26 protein-coding genes and 1 riboswitch are annotated in these 19,990 nt (G+C 44.4%); of the genes, 15 read left to right on the forward strand and 11 right to left on the reverse strand.

From position 1 onward, the window contains the following. Positions 1-2: 2 nt before the first annotated feature. From AC0VXY_RS04620 to AC0VXY_RS04630, 3 genes are read left to right on the forward strand one after another with little or no spacing between them, the layout of a single operon-like run. On the forward strand, positions 3-503 hold the full coding sequence (locus tag AC0VXY_RS04620; protein WP_475527080.1) for a TRAP transporter small permease: 501 nt from the start codon (positions 3-5) through the stop codon (positions 501-503). Then, positions 500-1,789: a TRAP transporter large permease gene (locus AC0VXY_RS04625; protein ID WP_475527081.1), complete on the forward strand. Its 1,290-nt coding sequence runs from the start codon at positions 500-502 to the stop codon at positions 1,787-1,789. The genes AC0VXY_RS04620 and AC0VXY_RS04625 overlap by 4 nt, the downstream gene beginning before the upstream one ends. Before the next feature lie 36 nt (positions 1,790-1,825). Then, positions 1,826-2,107, forward strand: coding sequence for a cupin domain-containing protein (locus AC0VXY_RS04630; RefSeq protein ID WP_475527082.1), 282 nt, complete (start codon positions 1,826-1,828; stop codon positions 2,105-2,107). A 161-nt stretch (positions 2,108-2,268) separates the two neighbouring features. Here the strand turns inward: AC0VXY_RS04630 and AC0VXY_RS04635 are convergent, their stop codons facing one another. After that, positions 2,269-2,736: a hypothetical protein gene (locus AC0VXY_RS04635; protein ID WP_475527083.1), complete on the reverse strand. Its 468-nt coding sequence runs from the start codon at positions 2,734-2,736 to the stop codon at positions 2,269-2,271. Positions 2,737-2,745: 9 nt separating this feature from the next. Next, entirely contained in the window at positions 2,746-3,756 is a 1,011-nt protein-coding gene (locus AC0VXY_RS04640) for a DUF3231 family protein (protein WP_475527084.1), read from the reverse strand. A gap of 171 nt (positions 3,757-3,927) precedes the next feature. On the opposite strand from AC0VXY_RS04640, the gene AC0VXY_RS04645 reads away from it, so the two are divergent. Beyond that, positions 3,928-4,371, forward strand: a complete 444-nt coding sequence (locus tag AC0VXY_RS04645) for a GNAT family N-acetyltransferase (protein WP_475527085.1) — start codon at positions 3,928-3,930, stop codon at positions 4,369-4,371. Positions 4,372-4,511: 140 nt separating this feature from the next. Beyond that, complete coding sequence (locus tag AC0VXY_RS04650) at positions 4,512-4,859, forward strand: DUF5412 family protein (protein WP_475527086.1); 348 nt, start codon at positions 4,512-4,514, stop codon at positions 4,857-4,859. Positions 4,860-5,084: 225 nt separating this feature from the next. On the opposite strand, the gene AC0VXY_RS04655 is transcribed toward AC0VXY_RS04650, so the two are convergent. Further along, positions 5,085-5,807, reverse strand: coding sequence for a hypothetical protein (locus AC0VXY_RS04655; protein ID WP_475527087.1), 723 nt, complete (start codon positions 5,805-5,807; stop codon positions 5,085-5,087). 176 nt (positions 5,808-5,983) lie between these two features. After that, positions 5,984-6,083, forward strand: a riboswitch (purine riboswitch). 50 nt (positions 6,084-6,133) lie between these two features. Here AC0VXY_RS04655 and add point away from each other — a divergent pair. Continuing rightward, positions 6,134-7,150, forward strand: a complete 1,017-nt coding sequence (gene add, locus AC0VXY_RS04660; RefSeq protein WP_475527088.1) for an adenosine deaminase — start codon at positions 6,134-6,136, stop codon at positions 7,148-7,150. Positions 7,151-7,196: 46 nt separating this feature from the next. On the opposite strand, the gene AC0VXY_RS04665 is transcribed toward add, so the two are convergent. Beyond that, positions 7,197-7,379 carry a CsbD family protein gene (locus tag AC0VXY_RS04665; RefSeq protein WP_435992924.1) on the reverse strand — a complete coding sequence of 61 codons (183 nt, stop codon included), beginning with the start codon at positions 7,377-7,379 and terminating at the stop codon, positions 7,197-7,199. A 277-nt stretch (positions 7,380-7,656) separates the two neighbouring features. Here AC0VXY_RS04665 and AC0VXY_RS04670 point away from each other — a divergent pair, with 277 nt between their 5' ends. Both AC0VXY_RS04670 and AC0VXY_RS04675 read left to right on the forward strand, forming a co-directional pair. Beyond that, a complete protein-coding gene (locus AC0VXY_RS04670) occupies positions 7,657-7,998 on the forward strand; it encodes a PadR family transcriptional regulator (RefSeq protein WP_475527089.1) in 342 nt (113 codons plus the stop codon). After that, positions 7,995-9,008 carry an HAAS signaling domain-containing protein gene (locus tag AC0VXY_RS04675; protein ID WP_475527090.1) on the forward strand — a complete coding sequence of 338 codons (1,014 nt, stop codon included), beginning with the start codon at positions 7,995-7,997 and terminating at the stop codon, positions 9,006-9,008. Before AC0VXY_RS04670 ends, AC0VXY_RS04675 begins: the two co-directional genes overlap by 4 nt. A 40-nt stretch (positions 9,009-9,048) precedes the next feature. Here the strand turns inward: AC0VXY_RS04675 and AC0VXY_RS04680 are convergent, their stop codons facing one another. Next, positions 9,049-9,411 carry a VOC family protein gene (locus AC0VXY_RS04680; RefSeq protein ID WP_475527091.1) on the reverse strand — a complete coding sequence of 121 codons (363 nt, stop codon included), beginning with the start codon at positions 9,409-9,411 and terminating at the stop codon, positions 9,049-9,051. Between the two features lie 249 nt (positions 9,412-9,660). Here AC0VXY_RS04680 and AC0VXY_RS04685 point away from each other — a divergent pair, with 249 nt between their 5' ends. Beyond that, positions 9,661-10,041, forward strand: a complete 381-nt coding sequence (locus AC0VXY_RS04685) for a VOC family protein (protein WP_435992916.1) — start codon at positions 9,661-9,663, stop codon at positions 10,039-10,041. 73 nt (positions 10,042-10,114) lie between these two features. Here the strand turns inward: AC0VXY_RS04685 and AC0VXY_RS04690 are convergent, their stop codons facing one another. Both AC0VXY_RS04690 and AC0VXY_RS04695 read right to left on the reverse strand, forming a co-directional pair. Beyond that, positions 10,115-10,357 (reverse strand): hypothetical protein, encoded by a 243-nt coding sequence (locus tag AC0VXY_RS04690; RefSeq protein ID WP_475527092.1) that lies wholly within the window; start codon positions 10,355-10,357, stop codon positions 10,115-10,117. Positions 10,358-10,451: 94 nt separating this feature from the next. Continuing rightward, entirely contained in the window at positions 10,452-11,075 is a 624-nt protein-coding gene (locus tag AC0VXY_RS04695; protein WP_475527093.1) for an HNH endonuclease family protein, read from the reverse strand. A 379-nt stretch (positions 11,076-11,454) separates the two neighbouring features. On the opposite strand from AC0VXY_RS04695, the gene AC0VXY_RS04700 reads away from it, so the two are divergent. Then, entirely contained in the window at positions 11,455-11,847 is a 393-nt protein-coding gene (locus AC0VXY_RS04700) for a hypothetical protein (RefSeq protein WP_475527094.1), read from the forward strand. Positions 11,848-11,864: 17 nt separating this feature from the next. After that, on the forward strand, positions 11,865-12,371 hold the full coding sequence (locus tag AC0VXY_RS04705) for a GNAT family N-acetyltransferase (protein ID WP_475527095.1): 507 nt from the start codon (positions 11,865-11,867) through the stop codon (positions 12,369-12,371). Positions 12,372-12,507: 136 nt separating this feature from the next. Here the strand turns inward: AC0VXY_RS04705 and AC0VXY_RS04710 are convergent, their stop codons facing one another. The 4 genes from AC0VXY_RS04710 to AC0VXY_RS04725 all read right to left on the reverse strand — a co-directional run bounded on the left by AC0VXY_RS04710 (position 12,508) and on the right by AC0VXY_RS04725 (position 15,636). Beyond that, a complete protein-coding gene (locus AC0VXY_RS04710; RefSeq protein ID WP_475527096.1) occupies positions 12,508-12,789 on the reverse strand; it encodes a YkvA family protein in 282 nt (93 codons plus the stop codon). Positions 12,790-12,809: 20 nt separating this feature from the next. Beyond that, positions 12,810-13,160 (reverse strand): potassium channel family protein, encoded by a 351-nt coding sequence (locus AC0VXY_RS04715; RefSeq protein ID WP_475527097.1) that lies wholly within the window; start codon positions 13,158-13,160, stop codon positions 12,810-12,812. Positions 13,161-13,293: 133 nt separating this feature from the next. Then, entirely contained in the window at positions 13,294-13,851 is a 558-nt protein-coding gene (locus AC0VXY_RS04720; RefSeq protein WP_475527098.1) for a DJ-1/PfpI family protein, read from the reverse strand. Between the two features lie 132 nt (positions 13,852-13,983). Continuing rightward, complete coding sequence (locus AC0VXY_RS04725; RefSeq protein WP_475527099.1) at positions 13,984-15,636, reverse strand: ABC transporter substrate-binding protein; 1,653 nt, start codon at positions 15,634-15,636, stop codon at positions 13,984-13,986. A 99-nt stretch (positions 15,637-15,735) separates the two neighbouring features. Between AC0VXY_RS04725 and AC0VXY_RS04730 the strand changes: the two genes are divergently transcribed. The 4 genes from AC0VXY_RS04730 to AC0VXY_RS04745 all read left to right on the forward strand — a co-directional run bounded on the left by AC0VXY_RS04730 (position 15,736) and on the right by AC0VXY_RS04745 (position 19,786). After that, positions 15,736-16,989, forward strand: coding sequence for an MDR family MFS transporter (locus AC0VXY_RS04730; protein ID WP_475527100.1), 1,254 nt, complete (start codon positions 15,736-15,738; stop codon positions 16,987-16,989). Between the two features lie 295 nt (positions 16,990-17,284). Further along, positions 17,285-17,461, forward strand: coding sequence for a hypothetical protein (locus AC0VXY_RS04735; RefSeq protein WP_475527101.1), 177 nt, complete (start codon positions 17,285-17,287; stop codon positions 17,459-17,461). Positions 17,462-18,057: 596 nt separating this feature from the next. Beyond that, positions 18,058-18,561, forward strand: coding sequence for a DUF3995 domain-containing protein (locus tag AC0VXY_RS04740; protein WP_435992897.1), 504 nt, complete (start codon positions 18,058-18,060; stop codon positions 18,559-18,561). 268 nt (positions 18,562-18,829) lie between these two features. Next, a complete protein-coding gene (locus tag AC0VXY_RS04745; protein WP_475527102.1) occupies positions 18,830-19,786 on the forward strand; it encodes a hypothetical protein in 957 nt (318 codons plus the stop codon). Positions 19,787-19,990: the final 204 nt, after the last annotated feature.

The following is a 19,990-nucleotide window of genomic DNA, read 5'->3' on the forward strand; positions in this document are numbered from 1 at the left end:
TTGTGAAAAGGGGGAAGACGATCACGATGATTAAGGCTCTTGAAAAAATTCAAATGACCATCGGTGCTATTTTCTTACTTATCTTCTTTGCGGCCATCATGGTTCAAATCGTCACCAGACATCTTGGGATTTCTGTCATCTGGACAGAAGAGGTGGCCAACTATTCGTTCATTTGGTCAGTCTTTATGGGGGCATCCGTCATGGTAAGCAAAAGGGAACACTTCAGCTTCGACTTTCTGATCGGGAAGCTTCAAGGGAAGTCGAAAGTGTCATTACTGATTGTGATTGATGCGGTTATTTTAATGTTCTCATTTGCTCTTTTCTACTATGGAATTGAAACTGTACAGAATTTCTGGAACTATAATTGGACCTCCATCCCTGAATTGAAGATGGGATATGTATGGATTTCCATCCCAATCATGGGAGCGACCATGATGATCTACTCCGGGGGTCAATTAGTCACCAATATCAAAGCGCTTAAAGGAAGGGGGGCACAGGCATGATTGGTATAGGATTGGTTGGATTATTTCTCATTTTGATGCTGATCGGTGTACCGATTGCCTTTGTCATCGGTATCATTGCTCTCCTTGGTATTTTCACGGTTCCTTATATTCCTGAAGTGACAGTCCCGATGAAGATGCTGAACGGGATTGACTCGTTTGTCCTGCTGGCAGTGCCGTTATTCATATTGGCTGCCAATCTGATGAACCACGGAAAGATTTCACAAAAGCTTATCGATCTTTCATTGACGATGGTCGGTCATATCAGGGGTGGTCTTGCTCACGCGAATATCCTCGTCTCGATGATTTTTGCCGGAGTCTCGGGAGCAGCACAGGCTGATACAGCCGGTGTCGGGAAAATCCTGATCCCGAACATGAAAAAGCAGGGATACGATACGGAAACGGCAGTAGGTGTGACGGCAGCATCTTCCACGATCGGCGTCATCATCCCGCCGAGTATACCGATGATCATCTTCGCCGGATTGACGAATGCCTCGGTTGGTGCATTATTCCTCGGTGGAATCGTTCCCGGTGTCCTGATCGGGCTTGGCATGATGCTCTTCATTTATATCATGGCATTGAAAAAGGGGTATCCAAGATCGAAACGCGCGACATTCAGCGAATTTTTCAAACTGGTTTATGAAACGGTGCCGGCTCTGGTCACGCCGATCATCATTATCGGTGGAATCATCTCAGGGTTTTTCACCCCGACGGAAGCCGCAGCCGTTGCGTGCTTGTACACATTATTGATTTGTATGTTTTTCTATAAAACATTGAAACTATCGGATCTTCCAAAGATCATCAAAGACACATTGGCACTAAGCTCGCTGTCCCTTTTTGCCCTTGCTGCTGCAAGTGCACTGGGAGAGTTGATGAGCTATTATCAATTATCGGTGAAAGCGCAGGAATTCTTCGTGAATAACGTTGGGACAGAGTGGGTCTTCATCTTGATCATCATCGCATTCTTCCTATTTATCGGTACGTTCATGGACGCGATTCCGGCCATGATCTTATTCGTCCCGGTCATCCTGCCGACAGCCAATCTATTCGGAATGGAGCCGGTACATCTTGGACTGATCGTGGTTATGACGCTCGCCATCGGACTCGTCACCCCTCCTTACGGGTTATGTCTCTTACTGGCAGCGAAAATAGGCAATCTCAGCATTGAGAAATCCTTCTCTGCCGTCATGCCGTATATATTGATTGTCCTTGTTGTCTTGTTATTCGTCGCATTTTTACCGGAAGTGGCATTCTACCTTCCGAAATTAATTAACCCAGGCTTATTCTAATGAGCTGCCTGGATATAAAAAGGAGAGTCGATCGCAATGGTAAAAAGAGAAGTGTTAAGCAGTGAAGGCTCCATGATGCTCGTAAAGGTGGAACTCTCTGAAGGATTCGTCGGTGATGTCGACCAGCATCCGGAAGAACAATTAAGCTTCATTGAAAAAGGGCAAGTGGAATTCGAAGTTGATGGAGAAAAGCGAATCCTGAAACAGGGGGATACGCAGTATATCCCATCGAGCATTCAGCATCGGGTGAAGGTGCTCCAGGAATGTGTGATTCTGGATATGTTTTCGCCGATTCGGAAGGATTTGCTACAGGGATAAAGTAGAGGTGAGCTTCACTCCATGTTTGGGAGTGAGGCTTTTTTTGTGGTTTTTATGGCGATTCTGTTACTTGCCTTGACCAAAAAGGGAAGCACGGGGACGGTTCTGTTGCTCCGCTTTGCTCAAAAAGGAAGCACGAGAACCGTCCCCATACTTCCTTCTCAATCTATCTTTGCTTTGTTTAATAGTATTTTTAAAGAGAATCCAATTATTAATCCAGGAATGACACAGAACATGGGAAACCAAACTGATCCCAATAGTATTCCGGAAATTTTCGCTTGTGCTGAGTACATAATTCCGACTGTCACAAGAAATGCGGAACTGACGAATGGAAGATAGGAGTAAGGTTTTTCTCCCCCACCAGCGTCTTTAAAGGCATCCCACATCGCGAAGAAGTATAAACAGGGATAAAACATAAGCCACTGATAATTTGTATGTGATACTGCATCTTCAATATTTCCAATGAAACTCAAGCGGATTATTTCATTGAAGTTTGCCATCACGTTAATTACAAATTCCAATCCAATAAAGAGAATTCCTTTGACAAGCCGTCCATTTAATAATTGTGGAAATCCAGGCAGGGCTATACTCCATAATATACTCTCAATGATTTTATCTTTTTTTTTCATCTCTATACATCATTTGTTTTTTGCCAAGTCACTATGATCTGTTGCCAGAGGGGGCTGTTCCATCCACTCTTTTTCTATTAGGAGATTCATGCCGTCTTCAGCTAACAGTCCAATTTCTGCAATCATTTTAGCGTAACTCGCCGCCAGATCCATTCGTTGGCTTACCGACATTGCCTCACCGTAATAACCAATGGCAGAAGAGAGTAATGCCGTGACATGAAACAACATCAGTTTGTCAGAAAATGGTGGAGTTGTTGAATCAGTCACCTCCGTCTCATAGGTCCTTGGAACATGTAAATTATCTTCGGTTAACATAGAAGATAATACTTTGAAGTGGTCATTACATAGCTGCCTGGACCGTTCCATGTAATTCCTGACTTTTTTCGATTTAGCCACTTGACTGAATCCTAATTCAAGGACAGTCTTCACCATTGTTTTCTGCAAATTCAGATAGGTACCGCTTAGTTCTACTGCACTTATCGGTCTGCGTTTCCCTAACCAACCCGTCATGAATTTTTGTTTCTTTATAAACTCAACTTTTTGGTGATTGTTAAAAGTAGGTGGTTTGCCAATAATCCCTTTATGTGTAAGGACTTTAGTGGACCTATCATACAATTCCAACGTTTCCTTTATAACCCCGATAAAATATTCCCTCTGATCTTCCCGAATGACATTGCCTAATGCGCCAGCATATCTGGTGAGTCCGTGAATAGCCATGATATGGAGATAAACAATGATATAGGTATCTGTAAATAAAGGAGGGGCATCAACGGTAACATCCTCATCTGTAAATCCTATCGGTATGGGATACCCTTCTGTTGTTAGAAAGTCTCCAGCCTTTTGACGGTGTCTTTCCGTAAGTTCAAAGGCATATTCAAGCACCTGAGTAATATCCGGGTCTTGAACATAATGAAGGAAATGACGAAACATACAGTGTGCTAAGCTATCATTCACATATTGTGTCCAAAGGTTTGCGAGTTCTGATGCACTTATCTTAGTGTGGTGACTGTTGATTTCCATTTACATACCTCCAGTAATTGGTCATAAGTAGTTTATCCCAATGGATCTTGTTTAATGAGTACCTAAATAGATTCCTTATGCTTCCATGGTACAATAAAAAAATGGACCGAGCTGCCTGTCCCGGTGGCTCGCTCAAATGATCAAAATAATACAGTAGAGGTGTCCCATATCATGAGCTGGAAGGTAAAGAACTTTAATGAACTATCCACCCACGAGCTTTACGAAATTTTACAAGTAAGGACCGAGGTATTTGTAGTCGAACAGGAATGCGCCTACCTGGAAGTCGATGGGAAAGATCGGCATTCTTTTCATCTTTATAAGGAAGAAAACGGTGAGGTGGTTGCTTATGCCAGACTTTTGCCTGCGGGTGTTTCCTACAAAGAACCTTCCATCGGGAGAATCCTCGTGAAGGAAGAATTTCGCGGAAGAGGGTTCGCAAGCGAGCTGGTTAAAAGAGGATTGGCTTTCATTCATGATGAGTGGGGAGAACAAACGGTGAAGATCCAGGCTCAGGAATATTTGCGGGAGTTCTATGGATCATTTGGATTCAGGGTGGTAACGGAAACTTATCTGGATGATGGGATTCCTCATGTTGATATGATTTTGCAGGGGTAGGGTGGGGACGTTTCTCGCTCTACTTTTTTATTTTACAAGGTGAAAACGCATTTGGTTCACCAAAAAGTAGGTTATGAACCGTCCCCTGCTTCTCATCTATGTGATACAATTTTTGTAAATGGATCATAGGAGGGGTATGTTTGTTTAAGCGTTTTTCATCATTCTTTATAAGACATCCTGTTTTAATATCTTTATCTTTTGTTTTCATTATGGTCTTTTGCGTTTTTGGTTACATAGTTCATTGGGCATTTTACAATATTGAAAGAATTGAGCCGGGGGAACTCATCTCTGAAAAAACATCACCAAGCGGTGCCTACACAGTGCGAACGTACTTGAATAACGGAGGAGCTACGGTGAATTATGCCGTCCTTGGTGTTTTATTTTCAAATGAAAAAAATACAGACTCCAAACATATCTATTGGCAATATAAAGAGACGGCCGGAGAAATTAATATACCTGATGGAAAGTATGATTACAGACATCCATAAGGGTAGAGTGGGGACGGTTGTTATTTCACTAGAAAATGAGGTCATCGACATCGCGCTCAAATCCCGCTCCCCGCTTAAAAAACGGAACCTGACCACATAAGGTCAGGTTCCGTTCATTGATGGAAATTCTATAAAAGAAAAAACGAAGCAAAAAGTGTGGGTCATGGTGAGAGGAAACGAAGAGTAAGAATGGGTAACCATCATCATTTTATCGAGAAAGGACCATTACCCTTCAGCACGATTTTCAAGGGTGAAAACCCGCTTGTCGATATCAGTGATTCTTGTATTTAAATAACGAAAATCTGTTTCAGAGCGCTGGTTGCCCACTTTTAACAGAGCAATGACATCTTCTGTTTGTGAGGTTTCAATTCTGTTGACCGTTTCCTTTATTTCTTTTACGTCACTCCCTAACTCTCTCATATTACCCGCGAGCCCTTGTACATTACCCTCAAGCCCTTGCATTTTATGGTCGAGCCCTTGTACATTACCCTCAAGCCCTTGCATTTTATGGTCGAGCCCTTGTACATTACCTTCAAGCCCTTGCATTTTATGATCGAGCCCTTGTACATTACCTTCAAGTCCTTGCATTTTATGGTCGAGCCCTTGTACACTACCTTCAAGCCCTTGCATTTTATGGTCGAGTCCTTGTACACTACCCTCAAGCCCTTGCATTTTATCATCGAGCCCTTGTACACTACCCTCAAGCCCTTGCATTTTATCATCGAGCCCTTGTACACTACCCTCAAGCCCTTGCATTTTATCATCGAGCCCTTGTACATTACCTTCAAGTCCTTGCATTTTATGGTCGAGTCCTTGTACATTACCTTCAAGCCCTTGCATTTTATGATCGAGCCCTTGCATCTTATGATTTAGCTCTTTATAGTTTAGATTTAACTCCTTCATGTTCTGTTGAATATCAGTTAGCATGTTCACGATTTGCTTGTCCATTTTTCTCACCTCCTTCACATTATTATAGTGGAAATAATTTGAGGATACTACCCATATTTTTGGGAGGGAAGCGCAGGGACGGTTCTCGTGCTTCCATCCTGACCTAAAAGGAAGCACGAGAACCGTCCCCCCGCTTCCCTTGACATTCCAACAGAAGTTTATTATCGTTATAAAAAACCACATACGATTTTCACTTTCGTATAACTCCAATAATATGGTTTGGAGGTCTCTACCAGGAACCAAAAAATCCTGATTACGAAGAAGGTACTGTTATTGTATTTTCTTCGTAATCAGGATTTTTTTTATGAAAATTGAGGAGGTTAAACATGAATTATTCTACTATGCCAAAGATTGAACTGCACTGCCATCTGGATGGGAGTGTGAGACCTGAGACAATTATTGATTTAGCAAAGAAGGACGGTATCGATCTACCTTCATTTGATAGAGAAGAGATGCGAGGGGAACTCATTGCCCCTTTGGACTGCGAATCATTGGATGAATACTTGGAGAAATTCTCGATCCCTAATGACGTGATGCAGTCGAGAGAAAATTTAAAGAGAATCACCTTTGAGCTTTATGAAGATGCAGCGGGTGAAAACGTGAAATATATGGAGGTGCGGTTTGCCCCGTTGCTTCATACGCGGAAAGGATTATCGGTCGAAGAAATCATTGGAAGTGTCATTGAAGGAATGAAAGAGGCTGAAGAACAATTCGATATTAAAGGGAATATCATTCTGTGCTGTATGAGAACGATGTCGCCGGAAAGTGCCTTTGAGGTCGTGGAAAAGGGGAAGGATTTCCTCGGGAAAGGAGTCGTCGCCATTGATTTATGTGCCTCTGAAGAAAAGGGGTTTTGCGGGAAATTCATCGAGCCGATCGCATTGGCGAGAGAATATGGCTACAGAGTCACGATCCACGCTGGTGAAACGGGAATCGGTAGAAATGTGCTCGAGGCTGTTGAATGGCTAGGTGCCGAACGAATCGGACACGGCGTCTATATTACAAACTGTCCGGAAGCGTATCAGGTTGTAAAGGATAAGGGGATCGTGCTTGAAATCTGTCCGACGAGTAATGTCCAAACGAAAGCGGTAAAAGAGTTCCAGGATCACCCGCTTTACAATTTTCACAGGGACGGAATCAAGATCACCATTAATACAGACAACAGAACGGTATCGGATACCACAATGACGAAGGAATGTGAGTTGGTATGGGGTGAATTTGCGATGAGTGAGGAAGACTATCGGGAGATTTATATGAATAGTGTGGAGGCTGCTTTTGTGAGTGATGAAGTGAAGGAGGAGTTGAGGGGGAAGCAAGGGGACGGTTCTATTGCTTCCTTTTGAGAAAGAAAAGAAGCGCGGGAAAAGACCCCGCGCTTCCTGACTGCCGTTACCAACTCTTCTTAAAAGATTCTTTCACATCTCCAACTTTTTCTTGAAGCTTCCCTTTATCCTTATCGCGTTCGCCTTCCGCAATTTTAGAATCGTCGTTTGTAAGTTTGCCTAAGCCCTTCTTCAAATCTCCCTTTGCCTGGTTTCGCTTTCCCTTTACTTGATCATGATTTTCGCTCATTTCTCACTACCTCATTTCTATAGTTTTATTCTTATTATTCATTATCCAATAGGAATAGAAATAAACTAAAAGGTAGTCGGGAAATTGTGGGAATTTGTAAATGATGTACTTGGGGGCCGGTTCTGCTTCTTCTTTTCTAACCAAAAAGGAAGCACGAGAACCGTCCCCTTGCTTCTCAAAAAAAAACATTCTTTTCTGCACGTCTATAGTGTATGATACATAGTATAAAGCATATAGTGTACGACACACAGTATTTATTAAGCAAAGAGGTGAACCTATGGATAAGTCACTGCTGACATCCTTGACGACGGAATTGCGGAGGGGGACATTGACACTGGCGGTATTAAGTCAATTGCGGACACCGCAGTATGGATATTCACTTGTCCAGTTGCTTGAGAAAAGCGGGATTTCGATGGAACAGAGTACACTGTATCCACTGCTGCGCCGGTTGGAGAAGCAGGAACTGGTCACGAGCAGCTGGGACCGGGCGGAAAGCAGGCCGAGGAGATATTATGTACTGAGTGAATACGGCACTGATATTCTCGGACAATTAAAGGCAGAATGGGAAAAGATGTCCGGGGAATTGGCCATTTTATTAAAAGGGGATGAGGAAGGATGAAGCTTGTTGAACTCTATATTCAAGAAGTGATGAGAAGGCTTCCGGAGAAGAACCGGGATGATATTGCCTTGGAATTGAAATCGACGATTGAAGACATGTTGCCTGATGATTACACAGAAGATGATGTGAGAGAGGTACTGACTTCACTCGGGAATCCTGCTGTGCTTGCCTCGAATTATCAAGACCGGCCGATGTATTTGATCGGGCCAAGATATTATGATCTGTATTTGACGCTATTGAAAATCATTCTCCCACTTTCCGTAGCAATCACGTTCATCGTGTTGGCCGTAACATCCGTTTTAAACTATTCAGGGGAATCAAATCCCATGGAGGTGTTTTTGTCTATTGCAGGAAATGGGGTTGTCGAGGCGATTGGAACAGCCATGCAGGTATTCTTTTGGCTGACCCTTACCTTTGCCGTCATTGAGCGGACCGTTACCTCGGACAGTCAGCTTCCGATTACCATGAAAGGGAAAGAATGGACGCCTGATGACCTGAAAGACATCCCGTATATCCCGAAAGAAAAACGAATTTCCAAATTTGAGATTTTCGGAGGCTTGGCCTGGACGATCATCTGGGCAACCGGTTACTTTAAAGCGTCAAGTATCGTCGGATTGTATGAAAAGACTGACAGCGGAAGAGAATTCACTCCGTTCTTTCATCAGGATGTGCTCATCGGGTATTGGCCGTTGGTCGTGTTCCTGATCGGCTTGGAACTTCATCTGCTTTTTAGAAAATGGAAAGCGGGGGTCTGGACCAAGAAGCTTGCGATTGTGAATGCAGTCTATCAGTTCATTCCTGTTCTAGCCTTTATGTTTATGTTCAGGAATATGGAGTTGCTGAATGCGGGATTCACAGATCGGATCCAGGAACTGTTTGACGGCTCCTTCAACTTCCAGTGGCTCTACCTGACCATATCCGTTGCGTTACTAATCGCGGCTGTGACCAACAGCTATGATGGATTTAAAAAAGCCTGGAAGCATGGGGACGGTTCTGCTGCTTCCATTTGATTGAAATAGGAAGCGCGAGAACCGTCCCCGCGCTTCTCCCTCAAACCGCTTGAATCATTTCCACGCGGTTCCCAAAGGGGTCCCTGAACTCGAAACGTTCGAATCCGGGTATCGGGATCCCTTCAAGGATTTGAATGTTATTTTTCTCTAGCACATTTCTCCAAGTTGAGATATTATCAACCTGGTAAGCCAAATGGGCTTTCGTTTTGGAACGGTCGACCCCATCTTCCGTGCCGACGTGAACATCTCTGTCTCCGACTTTTAACCAAAACCCTCCCCGACCTTTTAGTGAGTCGGGTTTTTCAATTTCAGGTAATTCGAGAAGACCGCAATAGAAGTCTTTCCCTTCTTTTTCAGAACCTTTTGGAATCGTGATCTGTACGTGGTGTAGACCTAGAATCATAGTATCTCCCCCTAATGTGAGTGGAACTTAACCTTAATCCAATCCTATCTCTCCCATTTTAATAAGTAAATGACGATTACTTTATTATGTATGATAAGATTTACTTATTATGGATATATATTTTGTTTAAAAGAAATTGAAACCTTCATTTGGCTTAAGAAATAAAGTTAGAAAAAGAGAAGGAGTCAAGGATTCTCTGGAGAATACTACAATGGGTTCCTAATATAATCATGAGGAGTGGAGCAATCAATGATTCATAAAGTCGGTCAAGTCATGTTATACGTCAATGACCAAGATAAGGCAGTGGATTTTTGGACGGAAAAAGTAGGATTTACAGTGAAGGCTGAGGAAGATAACGGTCAGGGAATGAGATGGATTGAAGTGGCCCCGACGAAAGAGGCTGAAACCAGCATCATTCTTCATAACAAGGAATTCGTGGCCAAAATGTCACCTGGTTTAAATCTGGGTACTCCTTCTTTGATGTTTTTCACAGACCAATTCGATGAGTTATATAGCGGTTTATCCAATAAGAAGGTCACAATCGGGGAAATCGTCGACATGCCTGGGGGAAGAGTATTTAACTTTGCCGATCATGAAGAAAATTATTTTGCGGTGATGGAGAGGAAGTAGAAGCATGGGGACGGTTCTGTTGCTTCTTCTCAATCAGGAAAGGAAGCACAGGAACCGTCCCCGTGCTTCCTTTTTAAGGTCGCTCCAACACAGCAACAAGCATCTTATGAACAATCTCATGATCCCGGACATCATGTAAGCGATACTCCTCCCCGGGTAGCGAATACCATTCCTCGGCCCCAACGTAGGTGATAGAAAGCTGTAGCACACCATCTTCATCACATGTTGTCACCAACTCAAGTTCTCCACTGATCACGCCTACTTCAGACGTCATGACCCCGTGTGTTGCCGTGAAAACTGTTGATTTCTTTTCCATATGCATTCCTCCCTTTCGATGTGTGGATTTAATCAATGTTGAATGAAAAGGGAGCACGAGAACCGTCCCCGTGCTCCCCCCGTGCTTCCCTCAATCAGTAAATACAGCTGTTTAGCATGCCTTGAAGGGCGGTTTTTTCTGAAGATTGGAGGCTTAGGCCCCATTTGTATTTCGTGCTGATCCACCATTTGGAGTAACCGCAGGCTGCGGCGGTACGCGGTGGCTGCCATGTGGATGGATCCTGGTCTCCTTTGGAGCGGTTGGAGCTTGCGCTGACGGCGATCAGTTGGGGACCGCTCAGATCATTTGCGAAGTCTTCGCGCTTAGCCGTCGTCCAACTGCTGGCTCCGGAGCGCCATGCTTCTGCAAGAGGGACAACGTGATCGATGTCAAGGTCGGATGGATCGTTGAATGTGACTCCGTCGTAATAACTGTACCATGAACCAGATGTCACCGGGCAGCTGCCACTGTAGCTGTCAGCGTCACGCTGCAAGACGAGCTGGCGTGTGTCACATCCGTTCCCCTGGCCAATCCAATGGGGAAACTTATCACGGGAGTATCCGGTCATAGAGCCTTCCGTTTTTACAGTCAACGCGTTCAATTGAGATTGGGCCGTGGACTTGGATGGTGTACCGGGCGGGAATGCCAGTGCCGAGGGCAGGAATAGAGCGAATGAGAGAAGTAAACCAACGACAAACAACAATGATTTCTTTAGCATGGGGATGCCTCCTGTATGTATTTTTTTATATCAACATGTCATTCCCTCAGAGAATGGCATGTTAATAGTAAAACAATGAACTCAGGCGGTGAGAAAGGATTCTTATTGAGGATTTTGCATAAGTTGTGTTCGCTTCTACCATAAATGATAGGGGATGAAATAAGCTTCAACAAGTTAATATTTTGTAAATCAGGGTCTCATTAGCAAGTTGGATCTTTCTTCCTGTTCCTTCAGGATCATTTCTTCATAAAAATTGATTTCAGTCTGTGTAATTATCACTATATGGACGTCATCTTTGGGGGAAGTAGTGAGAAATAAGTGGATATGCAAGAGTGGATTTGAAATAATTGGATATAAGGCGTCTGCCAGGAGGGGTTAAATGAAAAGAATCATAATGACTATCATTTTCGTCATTCTATTTGGTTTTATAAGCTATTCCATGCTATACAACGGCTTCTCTGGTGTGAAAAGCATAACGATTCAAGAATACGATGAATCATTTGAGGGCGCTGAACCGGTTACCGATCACGAGATCATCTCGACCGTTACGGGAATTCTTAATCGGTCGAATAAAATATCCAATACGCGCTATAAGCTTGCCGTAGAACCTACATACAAAATTAAACTGGAATACAAAGAGGATAAGGAAGTGTTATGTATTCACGAAGGTTTCGACACAAATGAAACATTGATTTCGAGTGATCGTAATGAAGATTATTACAAAATCAAGCAGAAACAAACGGATACAATCGTACAGTTATTATTGAAATAGAAATTGGAGGATAGATCATGATACATATTCTGAAGGCAAACGAGGATCATGTAAAAGGGATAAAAAAAGTCTGCTCCGATGGTTATTGGGCGACGTACCGCAATATTTATTCTGAAAATTATATAGAGAAAGTGATAAAAGAGTTCTATAATGACGAACGAATCCTGAAAGAAGTGACCACATCGAGCCGGGAGTGGGGTGGCTATTTTGTCGCTGTTGAAAACGATAAGGTCATTGGTGCTGGTGGAGGCGGGATGATGAATGAGACTGAGGGAGAAGTGTATGTTTTATACTTGGATCCTTCGAGGCGCAATGAAGGCATCGGGACTCGATTGCTGGATGCGATCACCCAGCAGCAGAAGGAAGAATTCCATGCCGAAAAGCAGTGGGTGTCTGTGCAAAAAGGGAACGAGAAAGGGATTCCGTTCTATGAAGCGAGGGGATTTGTTTATGAGAGCGAACAGCCTGTTTATGGAAATGAGGAGGGGGAGTATCGGTCATTGAGGTATTGTCGTGTCATTTGAGGAAGCACGGGAACCGTCCCCGTGCTTCCCAAAACACTACACAAACAACAGTCTCCCTATCCATACAGCTAATAGAATCCAAATAATGATAAAAACAGCTCCTACAAACCAGTTCTTATGTTTGTCGCTTTTCACCCTATGTCTTGCCTGTTCCCGTTTTCTCCTTGAGTACTTCGGACGGGATCAATTTCAGGGTGACGATGATTCCCAGGGGAACCAGGATCACATCATCAAGATACCCGATGATCGGAATGAAATCAGGGATCAAATCGATGGGACTGAAAGCATAGGCTACGACGCACATGGCCAAAATTTTTGCATACAGAGGGGTTCTTGGATCTTTATAGGATAGATAAAGCACGATAAGATCCTGCTTTACGGTTTTGGCATAGTTCTTTAGTTTCGATAAGGTATTCATAGGAGACCTCCCAAGGAATGCTACTCCCTATTACCATTCCTTTTCAACTTTTCCGGTTTCTGAATCATCGCATACGCCACATACCCGATCATCCCAATGAAAACCCCGTTCCCGCCAAAAATATAAATCATGGTGAATATCTTGCCGAATGTCGTTTGAGGTTCGAAGCTTGGATGCCCGATGGTGCTCAAGGTCACCACGCAAAAATAAAGAGCGTCGATCACAGACAGCCCTTCCTGCTTCACATAAAAGGTCGTTCCTGAGAACAACAGGACTAACACCAATGTAAAAAGAACCTGGAAGTTTTTTAGCTTAAAGGCCTGCCATAGGGCTTTGAGCAGCCGTTTTAGTGTGAGAAAGAATGAAATCATGGTGACTCCTTTGAAATTCTGTTTTTTTGATAGCATAACAGATGGAGGGATGGGTTGAGAAGAGTCTGTTGAGAGGGGATGGGAAGACACTGAAAAAAAGCCACGGCAAATATATCACCATGGCCATCACTTTCTATCCCCTGAGCTGATTTTTAAAAAACAACACGGTTTCCAACTCATCTTCCCGATCTTTAAAGAGCCCCAGCTGCTTTCCAACCTCAACCGCAAACTCAACATAGGCGCTGCCTTCTGCCGTGATGAGGTTTTCACAAACTGTGGTATCGGCTTGACTTTGATACCCCGGATCGAAACAGGAAGGGAATTCAGAAATATCAATGGAAGTGGAATACTGCCTGTTTCTCAATACTGAGCTCTTCCCTAGTAGGGTGGAAGCTCCACAAATGGCAGCGATCCACTTGTTTTCATGATCGAATTCTCGGATTAGATTCAGTAATGCTTCTTCCTCTAAAAGTGGTTCAGGGTCTCCGCCGGGGATGACTAATATGTCATAATCGCTCACTCGGCACTCGTTCAAGGTCCGATCGACTCTGATTCTGAATTTACCGCTATGGGTCACTTCCTCTTGGAGTGCTGCCGTCTCGATCTCCACATTGGTTACACTGAAGATGTACGATAATGGACTGATTTCCCAATCCACATAGTGATCATATAACAAGAATAAAGCTTTCATAGACTCAACCCCTTCCTTACAAAGATTTTCTGAAAAAAACTTCCTAAGCTTATATTATCAGAAGTAATGATTGGTTTGGGATTATTTAACTATTTTCTGAGGGAGCACAAGAACGGTCCCCCCCGCTTCCTCCTATATCTCCGGCCGCACCCACAGCTTGGCAAAGTCCACATACCCAAAATGCTTGATTTCGATATTCATAATATCCGTCGAAAAAGGGATGTAGCGTTTCTCATAGTAAAGTGGAATCATGATCGATTCTTTCATCAGTAAGTTTTCTAAGTTCATATTCAACGACGTCCAGTCCTCAAATGGCGTATGCCGATATTCGTCCAGGAGTGAATTCCAGATGCCTTTTTTTTCGAATAGTCCATTAAGAGGGGAATAACCGTTTTTCAAAAAATGATAAAACGAAAAATCCTGATTCGATTCAAATATCTCCCCGTGTATGAAAAGATCCACATCCAAGGTCTCCGGATGCCTCGTCAGCGTGTCGGCAAAGGAAAACCACTGTACGTCAACGGGTATCCCTTCTTTTTCAAGAATCTTCACAAGCCACTCGGTTGTTTTCGCTGTATGATTGGCACAGCGGATCACGAGGGGCTCGGGGAACAGGGAACGGTCAACTTCCGGGATCGTCATGCCTTGATCCTGGCCGACGAGAATGCTCTTGCCATTTGGTGTCATGCGAGGATCGAGGTCACGGAGGGTGTGTCGGTTTTTCGCGATCACCCAATGCAGATAATCCCGCACTTCTTTTCTCTGAATCTGGGAATCTCGCCCGGGGACGGCATTCATGACGATAATCCCGAATCCTGAGTCACTCTCGACTTCGACGGACGAAGACTGACTCTCTTCTAGATGAGAGTGATAGATTCCCTTGAAGTCTATCGGCACCTGGACAAATTCGACTGCGTCAAGGAGCGGCCTTTCCTGGAAGTGTTCTTTAAAGGCAGCGAGGGTCGTCTTGGACTCGGTATTTTCTTCAAGGGAGAAGCACCCTGTCCCGAAGGTCCGTCCCTTGGATTCTTTATAGATGCTTGCGCACATCATGCTGAGCATGGGGAGGGTGTAACTGCAGCCTCCAGGATGGTGGATGTCAATGATGAGGGGGGCTTTTACCTCGATCATTTCAATAGGAGCCCACAGTTCCTGGTAGTGAGGGCAGGTCCGAAGCTGTTCGAGACACTGAACGACATCTTTAGCCGTCAGGATGGAGCCGTCGTGGTACCGGACATCCTTTTTTAGATAGAGTCGAAGTTTACTGGGGGACACGTCCCAGCTGTGAGCGAGTTCCGGCAGGATGTCTCCTTTTTCTGTGATGGAGACAAGACGGTTGAATACGTTTGCCACGAGATGGGCGCTCATGACGTCGGCTGCCTCCAAGGGATGGATCGAGAAAAAGGGATATCGCTTCGGCACGATCAGCTTGTCCTTGGACTCCTTCACAAATCCGAGCTTGCTGTGAAAAGTATTCATCAGCCTCATCTTGCTATCGGTGGACCAGTTGTACATGAGATACTTGCTGCTCTGCTCGATCGGTTCCTCTTCCATGAGCTTCTCGACTTCTTCTTCGAACGCATCCTCCACATCTTTCTTCCACTGGAGTGTCGAGACATTTCCCCGTCCGCGTCCCGGGGTGAAAGCGATCCAGCCTTCTTTATCCCATTTTTTCAAATAGCGGGAGGTCTGTTTATGGCTTAATTGCAGGGTTTCGGAGATTTCTTCCACGCGGATGCTGCCTGAGGGATAGTACCTCCAAAGGGTGAGTAATTTGTTCTCCATATGTTTTCCCTCCTAAAAGGGGACATCAATTTGAAAAATGTCTATTTTTATAATGTTCCGTCTAGTTTACTATACAGTAAATAGAGGAGGGGGAACAACATGAAGTGGAAGGAATTACCTCAAAACATTAAAGTACGGATGATCACCTCATTCTTCAATCGTGCCGTTTCATCCGCCGTCATGCCGTTCATGGCGCTGTTCTTTGCACAGGAACTGAATAAAATCTGGGCAGGGATCTTCCTGATCGTCACCGTGGTGATCGGATTCTGTGTCAATCTCGTCGGGGGATACATTTCGGACCGCTTTCCCCGGAAAAAAGTCCTGCTGACGACGTCCTGGCTGAACGCACTGTTCTTTTTCATCATGACGGTGAGTCTTTTTCCGGAAGATAACTTGATCCTGCTGTTCGCAGGTGCGTATATCGGATTCATCATCACAAGCAGCCTGGGACGCCCGGCGATGCATGCGATCATCATCGACTCGACGACTCCGGAGAACCGGAAAGCTGTCTACGCGCTGGATTACTGGCTGGTCAATTTGAGTATGGCGATCGGGGCCGCCCTTGGGGGACTGCTGTACTTGAACCATCAAACAGAATTATTCATGATGCTGACCTTCACGTCGACAACGATTCCGATTGCGTATGGAATCTGGCTTCAGGACCATTTTAAAGATCAGCTTCAGAAAAAACATGAAAATGTGTTCGTCGATCTCGTCAATAATTACCGGATTGCCTTCAGGGACTCCGCGTTTGTAAAAGTGGTGGCAGGGTCCACCTTCATTTTCGCAGCGGAATTTTCCCTGAACAGCTATATCGGGATCAGGCTGGCAGAAACCTTCAAGGCGGTGAACATCGGGAGTTTCGAAATTGTCGGGGTGAGGATGCTCAGTATCCTGAACATCGAGAACATGCTGCTCGTTGTGTGCCTGACGTTCATCATCAATCGTTATACAGATAAGCTAAATAAAAAGCACGCTTTATTGATCGGGTTGATCCTGTACGGCATTGGCTATGTGACCGTCACATCCGCCAACACGTGGTACGTCCTGATCGCCTTCAATCTGATCGCGACCATGGGAGAGCTCATCTACTCGCCGATCCGCAATGCAGAGCAGGCGAACATGATCCCGAGCGACAAGCGGGGATCCTACTCCGCATTCTCCAACCTGTCCTTCAGCGGAGCGGACCTTGTCGCACGATCCACCATCATCATCGGTGCCTTCCTGATGCCAACGATGATGAGTGTCTATATCGGATTCATCGTCATGCTTGGCACCGTCCTTGTTTACACGGGATTATTTGGCGGGAGCTGGGTGAAGGCGAAGGTATTGGGTATGAGTGGAGGGAAGTAAGAGGGACGGACATCTAAATCGTTTCATTCAAAATAAGGTGAGGGAGGTCCGTCCCTCAATAAAGGAGAGGAGGAATCATAATGATCTACCGAAGAAAGATGTACCGTGTGTCCCCACGGATTATAGACGATTTCAATGTGCATTTTAATCTAACGCTGTTACCGGCCCAGTTGAAATATGGATCCAGGTAAATCCTTGGGCTTGTATTCTCTGCCGCAGGTATTGGTGCTGTACTTGGAAGATCGCTCTCCACTCGGGCAGGTCAGCGATGGGGTATTGGAGGAGTCTTGACTTTTTGACGAATTCTGTATATTCCACCGATAATTCTGATTGTCCTAGCACACCAGCTATCCAAGATAATCTGCAGACAAATGCACTGATAATGGTTGTGATAGGTCAATTCCATTACGGTTTTGCCATGGGATTGGAAGGTCCACTAGGCGGGGGAATAGCCGATGGATTTGGGTATTGAATGGCTTTATGGGTTTCCATAATAGGACTAGCTATCTGCGGAGTTTGGTTCGGGCTCTCGAAAATGCGCAATGCCCAACTCCAAGATGACGACACAAAAGAAAACCACTAAACTTCATTTAGATTAGGTAAGAAGAATCCTACCAATAACAAAGCAATTAAGGATTTTGCAAATACGTGTTTTGTGGAAGAGAGGGAGCTCTAAGCATCTGTTCTACGACAAAGGAACAGAGCCTATCCCAAATATTGGTGTAATCATCGACGGCAAGAAATTTGATAAGTAAAAAGCCGTAAATCCAGATGCAATACCATTAAAATACGGACCAGAAATGAAGCGTCAAAGGTTTATACCGAGGCTTTTTTGTGTGTAAATTAGTGTCGTGCCAACTTTGTGCCAACTCGGAATTTTTTTTTTGCTTTTTAAGTTTAAATAATCTTCTTATTTAACAAACTGGCCATATAATGCAGTAACTGATTGTACAAATGCACAAGTATAATCTGGATATTCAGAAAAATTTAATTGAACTTAACAAATTATTGAATGAAACAATATAAAAAACTATACGTATTTTAAAGAGAGTTCTGTTATCCCTCATAATGAAAGGAGTTATTACAATCAAAAAAAATAATGAACGTCATCCTCTGGACAAAAAAGGGAGTTGGTTGGTTTTTACTGGTTATGCAGCGTTTGTTTGGTCGACTCTATTCGGGTTAATCCACATTTACTGGGCTGTAGGAGGCACTTTAGGATTTGAAGGCAGGACGATGAGCGAAGTGTTATTCATCATTAATCTGGTTGCAATTGCCCTATGTGTAATTGCTGCTTTTACTGCACTTGCATTTGTTCAAGCATGGGGACGAAGGTTTCCATCCTGGTTATTGCTCACTTCAGCATGGGGAGCGTGTGTGGTATTGGGTTTGCGCGGTGGTGCAGGGATAATTCAAAGCTTGTTGGAAGCAGAACCACTTTCTTTACTATTAATAATAGTTGAACCGTTTTTCTTGTTAGGAGGTATCTTGTATGGACTTCTTGCTTTTCTTTACATTAATACCTCCAATAATGGGAGAAAAATAATACAGAATGAGATAAATATGAGGTGAACCTACAGTTATTCCATTAAAGGGCAATTTAATGGAATTAAGGAAGGGATTACTCAAACGAAAATCGAAGTTAATTTAGAGTTATGATATTTTATTCGATAATCTAGAGTAACTATGTTATGTAAGGAAGGCACTAATATGAGTCTTTGAAATATAAAGTGCTTGAAAGTTGTATGTGAAAGGTTTAAAAGCGTTAAAGGCATTAGGGTAGGAGTGAATAAATAATTTTGAAGCAAAGCGAGTTAGAACTTGTAGAGGAGATGAGAAGGTGACTATTAGTGCAGAGAGGCAGGCCACAAGATTGATGAGGTTGCGTAGAATCTGCGGTTATGGTGCCGCAATAGCAGTAACACCTTACCTGCTGATCAAAATCGTGTGGACTTTCGGTCTCTTCCTTCCAACCGAGCAAATGAGTGACGCCAGCTGGCGCATTGTAAACGCAGTAACCGCCGTTCTCGCTGCTATTGGTATCCTTCTTGCACTGGCGTTCTGCAGGCCGTGGGGGGAGCGGCTACCTGCGTGGTTGGTTGCTCTACCCATTTGGGTTGGTACCGGTTTCCTCGTTCCCATGGTGTTGATTGCACCATTTCTGGGCCCTGCAGCTATGATCCGGGATCAAGAGGCAGGTGCCGCCGACTTCTGGGTATACGAGCAGATCTTCGTCATGATCTCACTTTTCGGGATCGGCATCTTCCTGCCGCTTGCTTTGGCGGGGTATGCAAAGGCACGTTGGCCAGAGGCGCTGAGTGGCACAACCGACTACAAGGAGTTGCCGGGAAATACTCGACAACTACAGATCATCTTGGCTAGGATCGTCGCTGCCGGCTGTATTCTGCTTGGTGTCATCAAGGTGTTTTGGGCGGTAGGCGGCTCTTTCGGCATCGACCCGGCAATCATGGGTGAACGCGATGTGTGGTGGCACGTGCTGTCATTGAGTATAGGTGTGTGGTCCTTTGCAGGTGCGTGGGGCATACTGGTGGTAGCATCGCGTCGTGGTTCGAGGTGGTTTCTACCGCCTATGGCAGCGGCATGGATTTCATCGGGAGCGTTGTTCTCCAACAACCTCTATTCCGCCTTATCTTCAGTTCGACTTGATGCGCCACCCTCCCCAGAGTATCCTTTGGCGTGGTTGTTGACCACTCAGGCCGGCATCGTCTTAGGTGTAATAATGGGGATGATTATCCTGCTGGTGCTGCACGAGCGCCGTCGAGCCCTTCGAGATTAGTCCAACTGAAGTTGGTTACACAGAACCACGGAAATGAATTACCCATAAAAATAGTTAAACCAAGAACCCTGTCACTAGGATATGTAAGAGGGCAATAACTGAAGATCGTTATTAATGTCTGTGAAGATTATCTTTAAATCGAGTCTTCTTTTAAAGGGCGCATTTCTCTAATAAGAAATGCGTCTAGTTTAATTTATGGGCTAT

Source organism: Rossellomorea sp. QJM3NY_18 (genome assembly GCF_056173145.1).